The sequence below is a fragment of the Chelatococcus asaccharovorans genome (assembly GCF_003201475.1).
In the GTDB taxonomy this organism is placed as follows: domain Bacteria; phylum Pseudomonadota; class Alphaproteobacteria; order Rhizobiales; family Beijerinckiaceae; genus Chelatococcus; species Chelatococcus asaccharovorans.
In genome coordinates this window covers 223091-239530 of sequence record NZ_QJJK01000008.1, presented here as the reverse complement: position 1 = coordinate 239530, position 16440 = coordinate 223091, and the positions used below count along the sequence as shown (strand labels likewise).

Below are 16440 nucleotides of genomic sequence, written 5' to 3'. Positions count from 1 at the left end.
AAGGGAGGGAGCGACAGCACGGCGCCTTGCTCCCTCCCGGCAAAATCGTCATGCTGGTCGTGTCATAGAGTCCCGAGCCCAATGGGCGTGCGATTTCGGAAAAGTCACGTGATCAGATCGTCGGCGCGTCGGCGCCTTGCTGCCATTGCTTCCCTTCTCGTCGCATGCGCGGTGGCTGTTCCACTGCCGGTGGCGGCCGCGCGATCAGCCGAGAAACCGACCGTGGCGGTCGAGTTTCCCGAGGCGGACAGCCTCGAAGGCAATTATCTCGCCGCGATTGTCGCGGGTTCGGCCCGCGACACGGGCGCGGCGGCTGTCTATTTCCGCGAGGCGCTGCGCGACGATCCACGCAATCCCGAGCTCGTCGAGCGGGCCTTCGTCGCCTTCCTGGCCGACGGCGACATGCGGGAGGCCTTCCGCGCGGCCCAGCAGATCATCAAGCGTGAGCCCAACAACGGCCTGGCCCGTCTGGCGCTCGGCGTGAAGGCGCTTGAAGCCAAGCAATATGCGACCGCGCGGCGCGAACTCGTGCGTGGCGGGCGTGGCTATGCCAATGACATTACGGCGACGCTGTTGACGGCATGGGCCTGGGCGGGATCGGGCAATCTGAAGCGCGCGCTCGAGACCGTTGATCGCCTCAAGGGCGAGAGCTCCTATAACGTTTTCCGCGACTACCATGCCGGGCTCATCGCCGCCATGCGCGGCAACCCGAAGGAAGCCGAGCGGCGGCTTGGCGCCTCCTATAATGCTGAACGCACCACGCTGCGGGTCGTCGACGCCTATGGGCGGCTGGAAGCCGCGCAGGGCCGCAAAGACAATGCCATAGCCGCCTATGAGGCCTTCGAGAAGCTGATGCCGCGCCATCCTGTGGTGCGCGCCGCTCTCAAGGACTTAAAAGCTGGCAAGGATATGAAGCCGCTGGTGGTGACGCCGCAGCAAGGCGCCGCCGAGGTGCTCTACGGGTTGGGCGCGGCCGGCAACAGCCAGGGCGATGAAGTCGCCGCGATGATCTATTTGCGGTTGGCGCTGTTTCTCAATCCCGACCATGACCTCGCCAAGATCACGCTGGGCGACATTCTGGAGCGATTGAAGCAGTACGAGCAGGCCATCGAGGTCTACAAATCCCTGCCGTCTGATTCGCCTCTCAAAGCTCATGGCGAGGTGCAGATTGCGCTGTCGCTGGATGCGCTCGACAAGACCGACGAGGCGATCGCCTATCTGCAGGCCGATGTGGCGCGCAATCCGGGCGACATCGAAGGGCTCACGGCGCTCGGCAGCATCTTGCAGAAGCGCAAGCGCTTCGCCGAATCGGCGGAGGTCTATTCCAAGGCCATCGCGCAGATCGGCACGCCCGAACTCGCCAATTGGCCGCTCTTCTATTCCCGCGGCATCGGCTACGAGCGCTCCAAGCAGTGGCCGAAGGCGGAAGCCGATTTCAAGAAGGCCCTGGAACTCGCGCCTGAATCGATCGGCCGGGATCGCGCGCTGATCTTGAACTATCTCGCCTATTCCTGGGTCGATCAGGGCCTCAACATCGACGAAGCCTTCCAGATGCTGCGCCGCGCCGTGGAACTGCGTCCCCGGGACGGCTATATCGTCGACAGCCTGGGCTGGGCCTATTACCGCCTCGGGCGTTACGACGATGCGGTCCGCGAGCTTGAGAAGGCTGTCGATCTGAGGCCGGCCGATCCCACCATCAACGATCATCTCGGCGATGCCTACTGGAAGGTCGGCCGGAAGCTTGAGGCGAAATTCCAGTGGAATCATGCCCGGGACCTTGATCCCGAGCCCGAGGATCTTGTGAAGATCAAGAAGAAGATCGAACAAGGCCTCCCGGATAATGACAAGCCGGCAGCGGCCGAGGTGCCGAAGACGGAGAAGAACGGCGGCTGATATGGGCCGTCGTACCGTCCCGGCCCGGCGACCGACATGATGACATCGCGTGGTGAGATCAGCCGTGGGGGCGACTGGCTGGCGATGCGTGCGCCGGCCAAGGTCAATCTGACATTGCATGTCCTTGGCCGCCGTGACGACGGCTATCACGCCTTGGAGAGCCTCGTCGTCTTTGCCGGTACGGGGGATGACCTCACGTTCTCGCCGGGAGATCGCCTCGATCTCGCTGTGAGCGGGCCGCGTGCGGGCGGGATCGGTCATGGTGCCGACAACCTGGTTCTGAAGGCTGCAGAAGCGCTCGCCGCGCTTGTACCGGGCCTCGCGCTCGGCCGTTTCCACCTCATCAAGCGATTGCCGGTCGCCTCAGGCATTGGGGGAGGCTCCGCTGATGCCGCGGCGGCGCTGCGGCTTCTCGCCGCGCATAACGGGATCGCCCGCGACGATGCGCGGCTTGTGGCGGCAGCGCGGGCCACGGGCGCCGATGTGCCGGTGTGTCTCGCCAGCAAGGCGCGGATGATGCGTGGGGCGGGAGAGGATCTCGGGCCGGTCCTGGCGTTGCCGCCGCTGTTCGCCGTGCTGGTCAATCCGGGTGTGGCGGTTGAGACGGCGACGGTGTTTCGCGGCCTGGGGCTGAAGCCCGGTGATGGATGGGGTGGTGAGCCGCATCCCGATCTCGCTGCCGCAGCGTGCGGCGTCGCACAGGCGCGTGCATCTCTGCAGGCCGCGCTTGCCGGTGGGCGTAACGATCTCGAACGGCCGGCGCAAGCTATCGCACCGGTGATCGATGAGGCGTTGGCCCTCCTCCGCGGTGCGGAGAGTTGCTGGCTTGCCCGTATGTCAGGCTCGGGAGCCACCGTTTTCGGTCTGTTCGACGATGGCCGGGGCGCAGCCGCGGCGCGCCAGACCATTGCTGCGCGCTGTCCCGATTGGTGGGTGAAAGCGACAGTGCTGCGGTAGAGCTGTAACCCCACCCCTTACCCCTCCCCGCAAGGGGGAGGGGCGCGTTTGGTGTCGCGCCTCAAATTTCCATGGATGCAGCGGTGCGCTCGTCAAGAATGCTCGACGTTGCCGTCTCCCCTCCCCCTTGCGGGGAGGGGTAAGGGGTGGGGGAGAGCCTCACCCGGAGAGAACCATCCCCGCCGTGAACGCTAGAAATACCCATCCACGAGATGGGCGGCCTGCGCACCCACCTCGTAGAACAGTTCCCGGGCCTGACGGAGCGGCTGGGCGGCCGGTTCGGTGACCGGCAGGGGCAGGTCGGCCTCGGCGATGCCGCCGGCGATATGCTCAGCGAGCACGTAACCGAAGACCGTCCCGGGGGCGATGCCGCGGCCGTTGTAGCCGCTGAAGCTGATGACATTCTCGGCGAGTTTGTGGAAACGGGGCAGGTTGTCGACGGTCATGCCGATCTGCCCGTACCACAGGGTCTCAAAGCCGACGCCCTTGAGCTGTGGAAACAGCTTGCCGAGGGCGCGGCGCGCCCAGGCCTGGTGCACGGCACGGCCGGTGCCGCGCAAGGCGCCGACGCTGCCGAACACGAGCCTCCCGGCGCGATCGAAGCGGAACGAACTGAGGATCGGCCGCGTATCCCAAACGCCCTGGCGCTCGGGGAGAATCGTGCGTTGCAGCTCTTCGCTGAGCGGCTCTGTCGCCATGTTGAAATAGGGCAGGTGGACAAGCTCGTGGCGGATCGCCGGCCACGGGCCATGGGTATAGGCATTGGTGGCGACCACGATCCAGTCGGCGCGGATCGATGATTGGGGTGTCCGAATCGTCCAGCGCGGGCCTGCGCGCTCGGCGCTCGTCACGGGACTTGCCGTGTAGATCTCAGCCCCGGCCTTGATCGCGGCTTCGGCGAGGCCACGGACATAGGCGAGCGGCTGGATCGTTCCGGCCCGGCGGTCGAGCAGGGCGCCGGCATAGGCCGTCGATCCGACCAGGCGTGCGGTTTCCTCCGCGCCGATGAGCGAGACCGGCGCGCCGCGCGCCTGCCATTGTTCTGCGCGCTGCTGGATCTCCGCGAGGCCCTGTTTGCCAACCGCGCAATGGAGCGTGCCGGTTTTCGCCAACTCGCAATCGATGCCGTTGTTCTCGACCATCGCATAGACGAGCCGGGGCGCATCGCCCAGGAGGGTGAGCAAGCGCTCGCCGTAGTCTGCGCCCAGGGCCGCCGGAAGCGCCGATGGCATCACCCATAGGCCGGCATTGACGAGCCCGACATTGCGGCCCGACCCGCCGAAGCCGATCTCCTTGTCCTCCAGAACCACGACCTTGGCGCCGCCGCGCGCGAGGCGGAAGGCGCAGGAGAGGCCCGTAAATCCCGCCCCGATGACGACGACATTGGCCTCGAAGGCCCCTGTTGCCACCGACGTGACGGGAGCCGGCGGTGCCGTGATCTCCCACAGGCCGTGGGATTGGGGGTTATTCAACATAGGGCGTCAGTGGGCACGCGCGATGCAGAAATCGACGGTATCGAGCAGCGCCTGGCGCATGGGGCTGTCCTGGAAAAGCTCGAGCGCGTCGCGTGCCATCGCGCCGTAGTGGCGGGCACGTTCGATGGTATCTTCCAGCGCCCGGTGCCGGCGCATGATGGCGATCGCCGTATCGAGATCGCCCTCCCTGACCTCGCCCTGTTCGAGCGTGCGGCGCCAGAAGTCGCGCTCCTCGTTGCTGCCGCGCCGGAAGGAGAGGACGACCGGCAGCGTGATCTTGCCCTCGCGGAAATCGTCGCCGACGTTTTTGCCGAGCGCGTCCGAGGTCCCGCCGTAGTCGAGCGCGTCATCGACGAGCTGGAAGGCGATGCCGAGGTTGGTGCCATAGCTGCGGCAGGCGGCGCGCTCGGCTTTCGGGCGATCGGCGATGATCGGGCCGACTTCCGCGGCGGCTGCGAAGAGCGCGGCCGTCTTGGCACGCACGACGGCGAGATAATCGTCCTCGGGGGTGGCGGTGTTCTTGGCCGCAGCGAGCTGCCAGACTTCGCCCTCCGCGATGACGGCCGCGGCATTCGCGAGGACGCCGAGCGCCTCCAGCGAGCCGACCTCGACCATCATCTTGAAGGCCTGGCCGAGGAGGAAATCCCCGACGAGCACGCTCGCCTCGTTGCCCCACAGCATGCGGGCCGCGAGTTTGCCACGGCGCATGTCGCTCTCGTCGACCACGTCGTCGTGCAGGAGCGTGGCCGTATGCATGAACTCGACGCTGGCCGCGAGCTTGATGTCGCCGTCGCCTTCGTAGCCCGTGAGCACGGCGGTCGCGAGGGTGAGCATCGGCCTGAGGCGCTTGCCCCCGGATGAGATGAGGTGGTTGGCGACCTCCGGGATCATCGTGACGTCCGATCCCGTGCGTGACAGGATCAGGCTGTTCACGCGTTCCATGCGGCCAGCAAGAAGATGGATAAGCCCATCGATGCTGCCACGTTCACCCGACTTTTCCTCGAAGGGGACGACGACGCCCACGATTCGACCCTCCACGCGATACGCTTGAGTGCCGGACGTCAAACGCAACCGGCGCCGCCGACCATGCACGCCGTTGGCGCTCGCCGCAACCGTGCGCTTTGCCACAATCTGCGAAGATCCCGGCAGAAACGTACATTTCCTGAGGATTGTTGGACCGCTTCGCGCAGGAATTGGACGACGACAGGAGCGCCCGGACATGCCACAAAGATGTGATGATCGAACTCATCCGCACCAACGACATCGTGCTCCTGGGCGCCGTCGAGGCCTTTCTGCGTGGGGCGGGAATCCATGTCTTCGTGGCCGACGGCTATATGAGTGCCCTCGAGGGCTCGGTCGGGGCGCTGCAGCGCCGCCTGCTGGTTGCCGCCGACGCGGCTGAGGAAGCACGAAACCTCTTGCGAGAGGCGGGTTTCGGCGGAGAGCTGCGTGTCGACTGAGGAGGTGACGGGGAAAGCCGTGGGGGCTGCGGCCATGGACAGGGGCGAGGGCGCATCTTGCAGCGTCGATGCACTGTTCGGCGGACGCCTGACCGTGACGCAGCCGCGCAAGGGCCATCGCGCCGGGACAGATGCGGTGCTGCTGGCCGCGGCATCCGGCGATCCCGGGGATGGCACCGTCGTCGATCTCGGCGCAGGCGTCGGCACGGTGGGCCTTGCCATCGCCGCGCGCTGCCCGCGGGTCCGCGCCGTCCTTGTCGAGCGCGAGCCCGCGCTTGCGTCCCTCGCCCGGCACAATTGCGTCGTGAACCGGTTCGATGACAGGGTCCGTGTGATCGCGGCGGACGTGCTCGCGCCGGCCAGAGCCCGTCATGCCGCCGGGCTCGCCCCGGCAATGGCGGATCTGGTGGTGACCAATCCGCCTTTCTACGCGCCCGGCCGTTTCCGCACCTCGCCCGATGCAAGCCGCAGCCGCGCCCATGCGATGGACGACGGTCTTCTCGATCAGTGGATGCGGACCGCCGCCGACCTGCTGAAGCCGCGCGGACGGCTCGTGATGATCCATCGCCCGGATGCCCTGGCGCTTATTCTCGCGGTCCTGGCGGGACGCTTCGGCGGCATCACCCTCATGCCCGTGCATCCCCGCGCAGGGCAAGCGGCCGTGCGGCTGCTCGTCGCGGCAGTGAAAGGCAGCCGATCACCCCTCAGCATGCTGCCGGGCATCGCACTCCATGACGAAGCGGGCCGGTTCACCGCTGAAGCGGAAGCGGTGCACCGCGGCGATGCCGGGCTGGCTCTGTGATGTCTTGCGCTGTGATCAGCGCTGCCCCGGGTCGCGATCGCGTTGGAACGGCGAAAAGCCCTGTGGCGATATGATGATGGCCGGGCGCTTTCGCTCTTGCCGCTCTTGCCGGTCCATCCGCTCCTGCCGGTCGAGCCGGTCGCCCCGACGGGGCTCTTCATAGCGGGTGGGGCGTTCGCGCATCTCGCGGCGGTCGTTGCGTTCGCGGTTGTCGTCACGATGATCGAAGGCGCGCGGCGCGCGATCGTTGATGCCGCGCCCCTCGAACTGCGCAAGCGTTGGCCCGGGGACTGCGGCCACGACCTGCGCGAGGGGAAGGGCAAGGCTGATCATGGCCGCCGCGCAGCAGAGCCGCGCCGTGACCGAGGTGAGCAAAAAAGCTTTCATCGCAATATCCTTTCAGGGCAATCGATGCGTATTCACCGGCAGCGGCATATCGGCGTGGCGCGTCTCACCACGACCGCATCGCGCGGCTGGGCCGTCCGATGGATCACCCGCGGGCGGGGAGGTGGCAGGGGATGGAAACGCGGCGCCATCGGCCTTCGGGTATCTCCGCGGGCGCGAAACTGGATGGACACGATCTCCGGGCGGCCCGACAGAGCGCTCCCCGGCATGAGCGGCGCGGCAACCGCCGTAAAGCCCGCCGTCCCGATCATGCTGGCGCCCATGGCCAAGGCGCAGACCATCGTCTTCGTCATTGCGATATCCCCAGGCATACGAGCGCCGGTGCGGTATGGCGATGGCTGCTGGCCCGCCGCTACGCAATCAGCGCGTGTGCCGTGAATGGGTATAGTCCTGCGGTTGTTCCCTGCCGCCGCAGCAATTGCGTCCATCGCCAGCAAACAGGCGGCGGGCGGCAGAGTTTGCGATGGGATAGGCCCTTGCCGCCCTCCGCGTGGGGGAGGGGAAAGGGGTGGGGCCCGCCGCAACGCCACGACGTGGACCTGACCCTCCAGGGAGTTGACTTGACCCTTGGGGAGTTGACTTGGTCCTTAAGGAGTTGAGTTGGTCTTTGAGGAGTTGACTTGACCTTTGAGGAGTTGACTTGGCCGGGCCCCCGGCTAGGGTGCGCCGGCTTCTCCGAAGCGTTCCTTTCTCAAAGCGTGCAAGGCCCGGCGATGAACGCGCCCGACTTCATGAACCCGACGCGCTCCTTCCAGGGGCTTATCCTGACGCTGCAGCAGTTCTGGGCTGGCCAGGGCTGTGCTATCCTGCAGCCCTATGACATGGAAGTCGGCGCTGGCACCTTCCACCCGGCGACGACGCTGCGTGCGCTCGGGCCGAAGCCCTGGAAGGCCGCCTATGTGCAGCCCTCACGCCGCCCGAAGGATGGCCGCTACGGCGAAAATCCCAACCGCCTGCAGCACTACTACCAGTTCCAGGTCATCCTGAAGCCGAACCCGCCGAACCTGCAGGAGCTTTATCTGGCTTCGCTGGAGGCAATCGGCGTCGACCAGGCGCTCCACGACATCCGTTTCGTCGAGGACGACTGGGAGAGCCCGACGCTCGGCGCCTGGGGATTGGGCTGGGAATGCTGGTGCGACGGCATGGAAGTGTCGCAATTCACCTATTTCCAGCAGGTCGCGGGCTTCGAATGCGCGCCGGTTGCCGGTGAACTGACCTACGGGCTCGAGCGCCTCGCCATGTATGTGCAGGGCGTCGAGAACGTCTACGACCTCAATTTCAACGGTCGCACCGGCGCCGAGAAGGTCACCTATGGCGACGTCTTCCTGCAGGCCGAGCAGGAATATTCCCGGCATAATTTCGAATATGCCGATACGGACCTTCTCTTCCGGCATTTCCGGGATGCCGAGGCCGAATGCAAGCGGCTGCTCGATTTCGGCGAGCCACAGGCGGGCGCCAATGATCAGCGCCATAAGCTCGCCCTGCCGGCCTACGACCAGTGCATCAAGGCGAGCCACGTCTTCAATCTGCTCGACGCGCGCGGCGTGATCTCCGTCACCGAGCGGCAGAGCTATATCCTGCGCGTGCGCGAGCTGGCGAAAGCCTGCGGCGCGGCCTGGCTCAAGACGGAAGGCGGCGGGGCGGCCTGAGGCCGGGTGCCCCCACCCCTTACCCCTCCCCGCAAGGGGGAGGGGCGACGGCAACGTCGAGCATTCTAACGAGCCGGCCGTTGCATGGGTGGATATTTGAGGCGGGACGTCAAAAGCGCCCCTCCCCAACGCAAGTCGAGCCTGCGCGACTTGCGCAGATGCCTGCGGATCTTGAGCAAGCCCAAGATCCGTGGGGGAGGGGTAAGGGGTGGGGGAAGCCCATTGGGGGATGGGTGATGGAGAAGTCCAGGGGAAAACCAATCCGCACGCGGGCGCGCGCATTGCGGCACAACCAGACCGAGGCGGAAAAGGAATTGTGGCGGCATCTGCGCCGCAAACTGCCGCTCATCGGTACGCATTTCCGCAGGCAGGTCGGCATCGGGCCTTATATCGCGGATTTTGCCTCGCACGGCTTGAAACTCGTGATCGAACTCGACGGCAGCCAGCACGGCGAGGACAATCACCGCTTGCGGGACGAGGCCCGCAGCCGCTGTCTTGAGGCGCGCGGTTATCGCGTCCTGCGTTTCTGGAACGCCGAGGTGTTCTGCGATATCGCGGGCGTTGTCGATACCATCCATGCCGCCGCCGAGACGAAAACCTCCGCCCAACCGCCCGCGTGAGTTGCCAAAGGGATCAAGCGTGGTAAACGCTGAGCGCGAACAGAGCGCAGGTTCCGAGCCTCAGGTCCCCATGCCCGATTTTCTCCTTGAACTCCTTTCCGAAGAAATCCCCGCGCGCATGCAGCGCAAGGCGGCGGAGGATCTCAAGAAGCGCGTCACCGACGCGCTGGTCGAGCGGGGCCTCGTCTATGAGGGCGCGCAGGGGTTCGCCACCCCGCGGCGGCTCGCGCTCAGCATCATCGGCCTGCCGCCCCGCCAGCCGGACCTGCGCGAGGAGAAGAAGGGCCCGCGCGTCGGCGCGCCGGACCAGGCCATCCAGGGCTTCCTGAAAAGCGCGGGCCTTGCCTCGATCGACGAGGCCCATATCGTCAGCGACGGCAAGAAGGGCGAATTCTACGTCGCCATCACCGAGCGGCCGGGCAAGGAAACCCCCGCGGTGCTGGCCGAGATCCTGCCGGGCATCATCCGCGGTTTCCCCTGGCCGAAATCCATGCGCTGGGGCGCGGCCTCCGCCGAGGCCGGCTCGCTGCGCTGGGTGCGCCCGCTGCAATCCATCCTCGCCACCTTCGGCCCGGAAACGGAGACGCCGGATGTGGTGCGCTTCGAGGTCGACGGCATCGTCTCGTCCGACGTGACGCGCGGACACCGCTTCCTGGCCGGGCCTGAGCCCATTCTGGTGCGCCGCTTCGAGGACTATGTGGCGGCGCTGGAGCGCGCCAAGGTCGTGCTCGACACTGACGAGCGCAAGCGCCGCATCCTCAATGACGCCAAGACCATGGCCTTCGCGCTGGGGCTCGAGGTGGTCGAGGACGAAGGGCTGCTGGAGGAAGTGGCCGGTCTCGTCGAATGGCCGGTCGTCCTGGTCGGCACCTTCGAGGAGGCCTTCCTCGACATTCCGCCGGAGGTGATCCGCGCGACCATTCGCGCCAACCAGAAGTGCTTCGTGCTGCGCGACGCCAAGACCGGCAAGCTCGCCAACCGGTTCATCATCACGGCCAATATCGAGGCGAGGGATGGCGGCGCGGCGATCGCCGCCGGCAATGGCCGCGTCGTGCGCGCCCGCCTGTCGGATGCCAAGTTCTTCTGGGAGACCGACAAGAGGGCGCTGCCGGGCTATGCGGCCTCGCGCCTCAAACCCCTCGACCAGCGGCTGAAGAAGCTCGAAGACCTCGGCATCATCTTCCACGAGAAGCTCGGCACGCAGGGTGAGCGCATCGCGCGCATCGCGGCGCTCGCCCGCGAACTCGCGCCGGTTGTCGGCGCCGATCCGGACCAGGCGGAACGCGCCGCGCGGCTTGCCAAGGCCGATCTCGTCACCGAGATGGTCGGCGAATTCCCCGAATTGCAGGGCCTGATGGGCCGCTACTATGCGCAGGCGCAGGGCGAGGATGCCTCGGTCGCCGCCGCCGTCGAGGACCACTACAAGCCGCAGGGCCCGTCCGACCGCGTGCCCACCGATCCGGTCAGCGTGGCCGTGGCGCTCGCCGACAAGCTCGATACGCTCGTCGGCTTCTGGGCCATCGACGAGAAGCCGACCGGCTCCAAGGACCCCTATGCGCTCCGCCGTGCGGCGCTCGGCGTGATCCGGCTGGTGCTGGAGAATGGGGTGCGGGTGCACCTCGTCAGCATCGCGCGCCAGCGCCTGCGGGCCATCCCTGACAGAGAGGCGTCCCCATCCGATCGGGATCACCGGGACAAGCCCGGTGATGACGTCGCGACGGTTGCTGCCGACCTCCTTTCCTTCTTCCACGATCGCCTGAAGGTCTATCTGCGCGATCAGGGCGCGCGGCATGATCTCATCGACGCCGTGCTGGCACTGGGAACGCCGCGCTCGTCCTCCCCCCTTGCGGGGGAGGTGGTCGCGCAGCGGCCGGAGGGGGGTGACAAGGGCGCTGGCGTCGCAACCCCACCCCTTACCCCTCCCCGCAAGGGGGAGGGGCGCGGCGACGGCGAGCCCGGCAAGGGCAGCGTTGACCAGACGGGCGCGGGCGGAATTGTCCAGGACGATCTCCTCATGATCGTCCGCCGCGTCGAGGCACTCGGCCGTTTCCTCGACACGGAGGACGGCAAGAACCTTCTCGCCGCCACCAAGCGCGCCGCCAATATCCTGCGCATCGAGGAGAAGAAGGACGGTCGTGCCTATGACGAGGCGCCGGACGCCACCCTCATCCTCGACGCCGGCGCGGAGGAGGAACGCGTGCTGATCGAGGCGCTGCGCGTGGCCGAGATGGAGGCCAAGGCCGCCGTCGCGCGCGAGGACTTCGAGGGCGCCATGAAGGCGCTGAGCCTGCTCCGCGGGCCGGTCGACGCCTTCTTCGACAAGGTTACGGTCAATGTCGACGATCCCGCCCTGCGCGCCAATCGCCTGAGGCTCCTCAACGCCATCCGCGCAGCGACGCGCACGGTGGCGGATTTCTCGCAGATCGCGGGATAAGGGAGGCGGGGAGCGCCGATCGCGTCGCCGCGCGACGATCGCTCCCTTTTACAGCGAAACTTAAACCTCCCCGGTTACGTTACGCTCCAGGTCGCCGGAGCTGGCTTGATCTGCGGCATCATCGCGATGCCGTGGCCGGCTCCGGGGGCGAGGAGAAACCCATGAGCGTCAACCTCATCGTCATCCAGCCGCTGGTCGCGCTGATCGCCGGCATCCTCATTCTGATCATGCCGCGGCTGCTGAATATCATCGTCGCGCTGTACCTGATTTTCATCGGCGTGGTCGGCCTGTTCGGCGACAGGATCGCCCCGTATCTGCATTGAGGGGTTCGGTAGCCCAGCATTTTGTGCAGTGCGTCGCATTGCCTTTTGGCGTGAGATGCGCCAAGCCTCAACTGCCGTTAGGTGATTGAAGTAACGGGTGTGGAAGGCAGGCTAGCAATGGCAAAATGGGTCTACACTTTCGGCGACGGTCGCGCCGAGGGCGAGGCGGGCATGAAGAACTTGCTCGGCGGCAAGGGTGCCAACCTCGCGGAAATGTCCAATCTCGGACTTCCTGTGCCTCCGGGGTTTACGATCACCACGGAGGTCTGCACCTATTTCTACGAGAACGGCCAGAGCTACCCGCCGGACCTGGCAGCCGCCGTCGATGCCGCGCTCGCCCATGTCGGCGGGCTGACGGCCAAGACCTTCGGCGACGAAGCCAATCCGCTGCTCGTCTCGGTGCGCTCCGGCGCGCGCGCCTCGATGCCGGGCATGATGGACACGGTCCTCAATCTCGGCCTCAATGACGTGACCGTCGAGGCTGTGGCGAGGGCCGCCGGCGACGAGCGGTTCGCCTGGGACTCATACCGGCGCTTCATCACCATGTATTCCGATGTCGTGCTCGGCGTCGGCCATCACCATTTCGAGGAGGCGCTGGAGCTCTACAAGGAGCGCAAGGGCCTCGACCTCGACACCGATCTCACCGCCGACGACTGGAAGGTCCTCGTCAAGACCTACAAGGAGATCGTGCAGAAGGAGCTCGGCAAGCCCTTCCCGCAGGATCCCTCCGAGCAGCTGTGGGGCGCGATCGGCGCCGTCTTCGGCTCCTGGATGAACGCCCGCGCGAATAAGTACCGCGAGCTGCACGGCATCCCGTCGAGCTGGGGCACGGCCGTCAACGTGCAGTCCATGGTCTTCGGGAACATGGGCGATACGTCCGCGACAGGCGTGGCCTTCACCCGCAACCCCTCGACCGGCGAGCGCGCCCTCTACGGCGAATTCCTCATCAACGCTCAGGGCGAGGACGTCGTTGCCGGCATCCGCACGCCGCAGGACATCACCGAGGCGGCGCGCATCGCCTCCGGCTCCACCAAGCCCTCGCTTGAAAAGGTGATGCCGGAGGCCTACGCGGAACTCGTGCGCATCTACGGGCTGCTCGAGAAGCACTACCGCGACATGCAGGATCTCGAGTTCACCATCGAGAACGGCAAATTGTGGATGCTGCAGACCCGCAACGGCAAGCGCACCGCCAAGGCGGCGCTGCGCATCGCCGTCGAGCTCGCGGCCGAAGGGCTGATCAGCGAGGAAGAGGCGGTGACGCGCGTCGAGCCGGCTGCGCTCGACCAGCTCCTGCATCCGACCATCGATCCGAAGGCCGAGCGCAAGGTGCTGGCCACCGGCCTGCCGGCCTCGCCGGGTGCCGCGTCGGGCGAGATCGTCTTCACCTCCGAGGAGGCCGAGGAGGCCAGGAAGGCCGGCCGCAAGGTCATCCTCGTGCGCGTCGAGACGAGCCCGGAAGACATCCATGGCATGCACGCGGCCGAGGGCATCCTCACCACCCGCGGCGGCATGACCTCCCACGCCGCCGTCGTGGCGCGCGGCATGGGCAAGCCCTGCGTGTCCGGCGCGGGCAGCCTGCGCGTCGATGCGGCGGGCGGTAGCCTGACGGCGGCCGGCGTCACGCTGAAGCGCGGCGAGATCATCACCGTCGATGGCGGCACCGGCCAGGTGCTCATCGGCAAGGTCAAGATGCTCGAGCCGGAACTCTCGGGCGAATTCGGCACGCTGATGGGCTGGGCCGACAAGGTGCGCCGCATGAAGGTGCGCGCCAATGCCGAGACGCCGCTCGATGCCAAGACGGCGCGGACCTTCGGCGCCGAGGGCATCGGCCTCTGCCGCACCGAGCACATGTTCTTCAACGGCGAGCGCATTCTCGCCGTCCGCGAGATGATCCTCGCCGACGACGAGGCCGGCCGCCGCGCCGCCCTCGCCAAGCTCCTGCCGATGCAGCGCGCCGATTTCGTCGAGCTGTTCACCATCATGCAGGGCCTGCCGCTGACGATCCGCCTGCTCGATCCGCCGCTGCACGAGTTCCTGCCGCGCACGGACGAGGAAGTGGCCGAGGTCGCGGCCTCCACGGGCACGAGCGTCGCCAAATTGAACGCGCGCGCCCATGAGCTGCATGAGTTCAACCCGATGCTCGGCTTCCGCGGCGTGCGCCTCGCGGTCGCCTTCCCCGAGATCGCCGAGATGCAGGCGAGAGCCATCTTCGAGGCGGCCGTCGAGGCGGGCAAGGCGACCGGCCAGCCGGTGACGCCGGAAATCATGGTGCCGCTCGTCATGACCAAGGCCGAGCTCGACCTGACCAAGGAGCGCATCGACGCCATGGCCAAGGCGGTCGCGGGCGAAACGGGCGTCACCATCGCCTATCAGGTCGGCACCATGATCGAGCTGCCGCGCGCCGCCATCAAGGCGGGCGAGATCGCCGGTACGGCGGAGTTCTTCTCCTTCGGCACCAATGATCTCACGCAGACGACGCTCGGCATCTCGCGCGACGATGCCGGCTCGTTCCTCGGCTCCTATACGGCCAAGGGCATTCTGCCGGCCGACCCCTTCGTCACCATCGATGTCGAGGGTGTCGGTGAACTGGTGAAGCTCGCGGCGGAACGTGGCCGCGCCGAGCGGCCCGGCATCAAGCTTGGCATCTGCGGCGAGCATGGCGGCGATCCCGCCTCCATCGCCTTCTGCGAGACGGTCGGGCTCGATTATGTATCGTGCTCGCCCTACCGCGTGCCGATCGCACGGCTCGCCGCCGCGCAGGCGGCGCTGGCCGCCCGCAAGGCGAAGGGCGCCTAACGACGGCGCCATTGCGCCGAATTGGATGAGCCGGGTGCCATCCAGGGCACCCGGCCTTAACGCCCTTTTTACGTTACCGGGCGATTATTTTTTCCGTGATGGCGCGGCCACCGATTTCCGCTTGGCGGGATGGGTAACAGGCTGCCGCGCCGGGTAAAGCCGGGCCTTCGGGCCTGCTGTAGCGCGGAAATTGTGCCGGTATGCGTTTGCGTCGTCGATCCAGCCTGAGCATAGGAGCGGCCTGGGCCCTGGGCACCGTTGCCCCCTGGGCGCTCGCCTGCGGCGTGCTGGTATCCTTCACCGCCAGTGCCGGCCAGAATCTCACCGCCGAAGTCGCTTTCTCCCCCGTGCGCTCGGCGATCATCAATGACGGCGCCATCCTCATCCAGGCCGTGCAGTCGCGGCAGGTCGCGCCGATGCTCGCCTTGCCCGGCTTGGGAGCGGAGGGCCTGCAGACGGCGAGCCTGTCTTTTGAGATGCCGCTCGATATCCGCCCCGTGCGGCCGGAGATGCCACCCAAGGACGAACTGAAGGCGGCGCATGAGGGCTATCCGCAGCTTGACCGCAGCACCAAGGGTGACCCTCTCGTGCGCCTGCGTCCGGGGTTGAGCCGCACCCAGCCCGTCCTGCCGGCGTCCCCGCACGCGCCTTTCGACGTCGTCTTCTCCCAGAACGAGCGGGTGCTGCCGCAGACGGTCTTCATGCCGGGCTCCACCGAGATCCCCGCCCATGAGGACATGCTGGCCTTCGAGCCGTTGACGCCGGAAGACCTGACCTTGACCGAACAGGCGACCGCCCCGCGATCCCCGACGGTGACGGGGGCCGGTGGCACGCGCACGGTCGTCGGTGAGAACGGCGCCACGCCGGCCGCGCCGCGCGCCGCGGTGCTCGCCTCGACGACGCCGGCGCCGGCTGATGCGACGCCGCTGGAGATCGCGGCGGCGCCGGTGTCCCTGCCGCCGCTCGGCGCCGATGGCGGCCAGAACATGAGCACCATCGCCAAATCCGACGGCGCCCGGCCAAACTATGCGAGCCTCGTCGACAGTGCCCACGGCGCCGCCGAGGAACAGTGTCTCGCGGAAGCCGTCTATTTCGAGGCGCGCGGGGAAACGCCGCAGGGGCAGGCGGCTGTCGCGCAGGTGGTGCTCAACCGTGCCAAGAGCGGCCTATATCCTTCGACGATCTGCGGCGTGGTCTACCAGAACCGCCATCGCTACAAGGCCTGCCAGTTCTCCTTCGCCTGCGAGGGACGCTCGCTGCGCATCACCGAGCAGGGCCCCTGGCAGCGCGCCCAGCGCGTCGCCAGCGAGGTGCTGCGCGGCAAGGTCTATCTCTCGGAGGTCGGCGGCTCGACCCATTACCACGCCGACTATGTGCGGCCCTATTGGGCGAAGCGCCTGAAGAAGATGGACGTCATCGGCCGCCACATCTTCTACAAGCTGCGGCCTGGGCAGACTTAAAAGATGGCGCGGCAGCTCCGTGCCATTGCGACAATCAGGACGGGAGTTGTCATTCCCGGCGATCGGCGAAGCCGGTCGGGAAGGGAATCCATGAGCATGGCGTGTCATGATGGATGACCGACAGTGTTCATGGATTCCGGGCTCAAGCCTGCGACTTGCCCCGGAA

14 protein-coding genes are annotated in these 16440 nt (G+C 66.9%); 10 read left to right on the top strand and 4 right to left on the bottom strand.

All coding sequences use genetic code 11. The features are described 5' to 3' along the window. The first annotated feature begins 108 nt into the window (after positions 1 to 108). Positions 109 to 1893: a tetratricopeptide repeat protein gene (locus tag C7450_RS19990; protein WP_245449966.1), complete on the top strand. Its 1785-nt coding sequence runs from the start codon at positions 109 to 111 to the stop codon at positions 1891 to 1893. Between the two features lie 36 nt (positions 1894 to 1929). Beyond that, positions 1930 to 2850, top strand: coding sequence for a 4-(cytidine 5'-diphospho)-2-C-methyl-D-erythritol kinase (locus C7450_RS19985; protein ID WP_245449964.1), 921 nt, complete (start codon positions 1930 to 1932; stop codon positions 2848 to 2850). 191 nt (positions 2851 to 3041) lie between these two features. On the opposite strand, the gene C7450_RS19980 is transcribed toward C7450_RS19985, so the two are convergent. Next, positions 3042 to 4325, bottom strand: coding sequence for an NAD(P)/FAD-dependent oxidoreductase (locus C7450_RS19980; RefSeq protein WP_110376204.1), 1284 nt, complete (start codon positions 4323 to 4325; stop codon positions 3042 to 3044). Between the two features lie 6 nt (positions 4326 to 4331). Beyond that, the gene (locus C7450_RS19975; protein ID WP_110376203.1) at positions 4332 to 5348 is read right to left on the bottom strand and encodes a polyprenyl synthetase family protein; all 1017 of its coding nucleotides are present in this window, start codon (positions 5346 to 5348) and stop codon (positions 4332 to 4334) included. 212 nt (positions 5349 to 5560) lie between these two features. On the opposite strand from C7450_RS19975, the gene C7450_RS19970 reads away from it, so the two are divergent. Continuing rightward, complete coding sequence (locus C7450_RS19970; protein WP_110376375.1) at positions 5561 to 5785, top strand: putative signal transducing protein; 225 nt, start codon at positions 5561 to 5563, stop codon at positions 5783 to 5785. After that, complete coding sequence (locus C7450_RS19965; RefSeq protein WP_342588529.1) at positions 5775 to 6587, top strand: tRNA1(Val) (adenine(37)-N6)-methyltransferase; 813 nt, start codon at positions 5775 to 5777, stop codon at positions 6585 to 6587. Before C7450_RS19970 ends, C7450_RS19965 begins: the two co-directional genes overlap by 11 nt. 15 nt (positions 6588 to 6602) lie before the next feature. On the opposite strand, the gene C7450_RS19960 is transcribed toward C7450_RS19965, so the two are convergent. Both C7450_RS19960 and C7450_RS19955 read right to left on the bottom strand, forming a co-directional pair. Further along, positions 6603 to 6974, bottom strand: a complete 372-nt coding sequence (locus C7450_RS19960) for a hypothetical protein (RefSeq protein WP_110376201.1) — start codon at positions 6972 to 6974, stop codon at positions 6603 to 6605. Between the two features lie 32 nt (positions 6975 to 7006). Continuing rightward, positions 7007 to 7285: a hypothetical protein gene (locus tag C7450_RS19955; protein WP_110376200.1), complete on the bottom strand. Its 279-nt coding sequence runs from the start codon at positions 7283 to 7285 to the stop codon at positions 7007 to 7009. A 438-nt stretch (positions 7286 to 7723) separates the two neighbouring features. Between C7450_RS19955 and C7450_RS19950 the strand changes: the two genes are divergently transcribed. The 6 genes from C7450_RS19950 to C7450_RS19925 all read left to right on the top strand — a co-directional run bounded on the left by C7450_RS19950 (position 7724) and on the right by C7450_RS19925 (position 16274). Then, on the top strand, positions 7724 to 8641 hold the full coding sequence (locus tag C7450_RS19950; RefSeq protein ID WP_210206493.1) for a glycine--tRNA ligase subunit alpha: 918 nt from the start codon (positions 7724 to 7726) through the stop codon (positions 8639 to 8641). A gap of 236 nt (positions 8642 to 8877) precedes the next feature. Beyond that, positions 8878 to 9261 carry an endonuclease domain-containing protein gene (locus C7450_RS19945; RefSeq protein WP_110376198.1) on the top strand — a complete coding sequence of 128 codons (384 nt, stop codon included), beginning with the start codon at positions 8878 to 8880 and terminating at the stop codon, positions 9259 to 9261. Between the two features lie 70 nt (positions 9262 to 9331). Further along, positions 9332 to 11695: a glycine--tRNA ligase subunit beta gene (gene glyS / locus C7450_RS19940; RefSeq protein ID WP_110376197.1), complete on the top strand. Its 2364-nt coding sequence runs from the start codon at positions 9332 to 9334 to the stop codon at positions 11693 to 11695. A gap of 161 nt (positions 11696 to 11856) precedes the next feature. Beyond that, positions 11857 to 12018: a DUF3096 domain-containing protein gene (locus tag C7450_RS19935; RefSeq protein WP_110376196.1), complete on the top strand. Its 162-nt coding sequence runs from the start codon at positions 11857 to 11859 to the stop codon at positions 12016 to 12018. Between the two features lie 117 nt (positions 12019 to 12135). Continuing rightward, positions 12136 to 14814 carry a pyruvate, phosphate dikinase gene (gene ppdK, locus C7450_RS19930; protein WP_110376195.1) on the top strand — a complete coding sequence of 893 codons (2679 nt, stop codon included), beginning with the start codon at positions 12136 to 12138 and terminating at the stop codon, positions 14812 to 14814. Between the two features lie 200 nt (positions 14815 to 15014). Further along, the gene (locus C7450_RS19925) at positions 15015 to 16274 is read left to right on the top strand and encodes a cell wall hydrolase (protein ID WP_110376194.1); all 1260 of its coding nucleotides are present in this window, start codon (positions 15015 to 15017) and stop codon (positions 16272 to 16274) included. Positions 16275 to 16440: the final 166 nt, after the last annotated feature.

What these genes read in the sequence shown, in the direction of transcription:
- C7450_RS19985 (WP_245449964.1), top strand. Translation starts at nt 1,930, where the DNA reads ATGATGACATCGCGTGGTGAGATCAGCCGTGGGGGCGACTGGCTGGCG.
- C7450_RS19980 (WP_110376204.1), bottom strand. Translation starts at nt 4,325, where the DNA reads ATGTTGAATAACCCCCAATCCCACGGCCTGTGGGAGATCACGGCACCG.
- C7450_RS19970 (WP_110376375.1), top strand. Translation starts at nt 5,561, where the DNA reads ATGATCGAACTCATCCGCACCAACGACATCGTGCTCCTGGGCGCCGTC.
- C7450_RS19960 (WP_110376201.1), bottom strand. Translation starts at nt 6,974, where the DNA reads ATGAAAGCTTTTTTGCTCACCTCGGTCACGGCGCGGCTCTGCTGCGCG.
- C7450_RS19955 (WP_110376200.1), bottom strand. Translation starts at nt 7,285, where the DNA reads ATGACGAAGACGATGGTCTGCGCCTTGGCCATGGGCGCCAGCATGATC.
- C7450_RS19950 (WP_210206493.1), top strand. Translation starts at nt 7,724, where the DNA reads ATGAACCCGACGCGCTCCTTCCAGGGGCTTATCCTGACGCTGCAGCAG.
- C7450_RS19945 (WP_110376198.1), top strand. Translation starts at nt 8,878, where the DNA reads ATGGAGAAGTCCAGGGGAAAACCAATCCGCACGCGGGCGCGCGCATTG.
- glyS (WP_110376197.1), top strand. Translation starts at nt 9,332, where the DNA reads ATGCCCGATTTTCTCCTTGAACTCCTTTCCGAAGAAATCCCCGCGCGC.
- C7450_RS19935 (WP_110376196.1), top strand. Translation starts at nt 11,857, where the DNA reads ATGAGCGTCAACCTCATCGTCATCCAGCCGCTGGTCGCGCTGATCGCC.
- ppdK (WP_110376195.1), top strand. Translation starts at nt 12,136, where the DNA reads ATGGCAAAATGGGTCTACACTTTCGGCGACGGTCGCGCCGAGGGCGAG.
- C7450_RS19925 (WP_110376194.1), top strand. Translation starts at nt 15,015, where the DNA reads ATGCGTTTGCGTCGTCGATCCAGCCTGAGCATAGGAGCGGCCTGGGCC.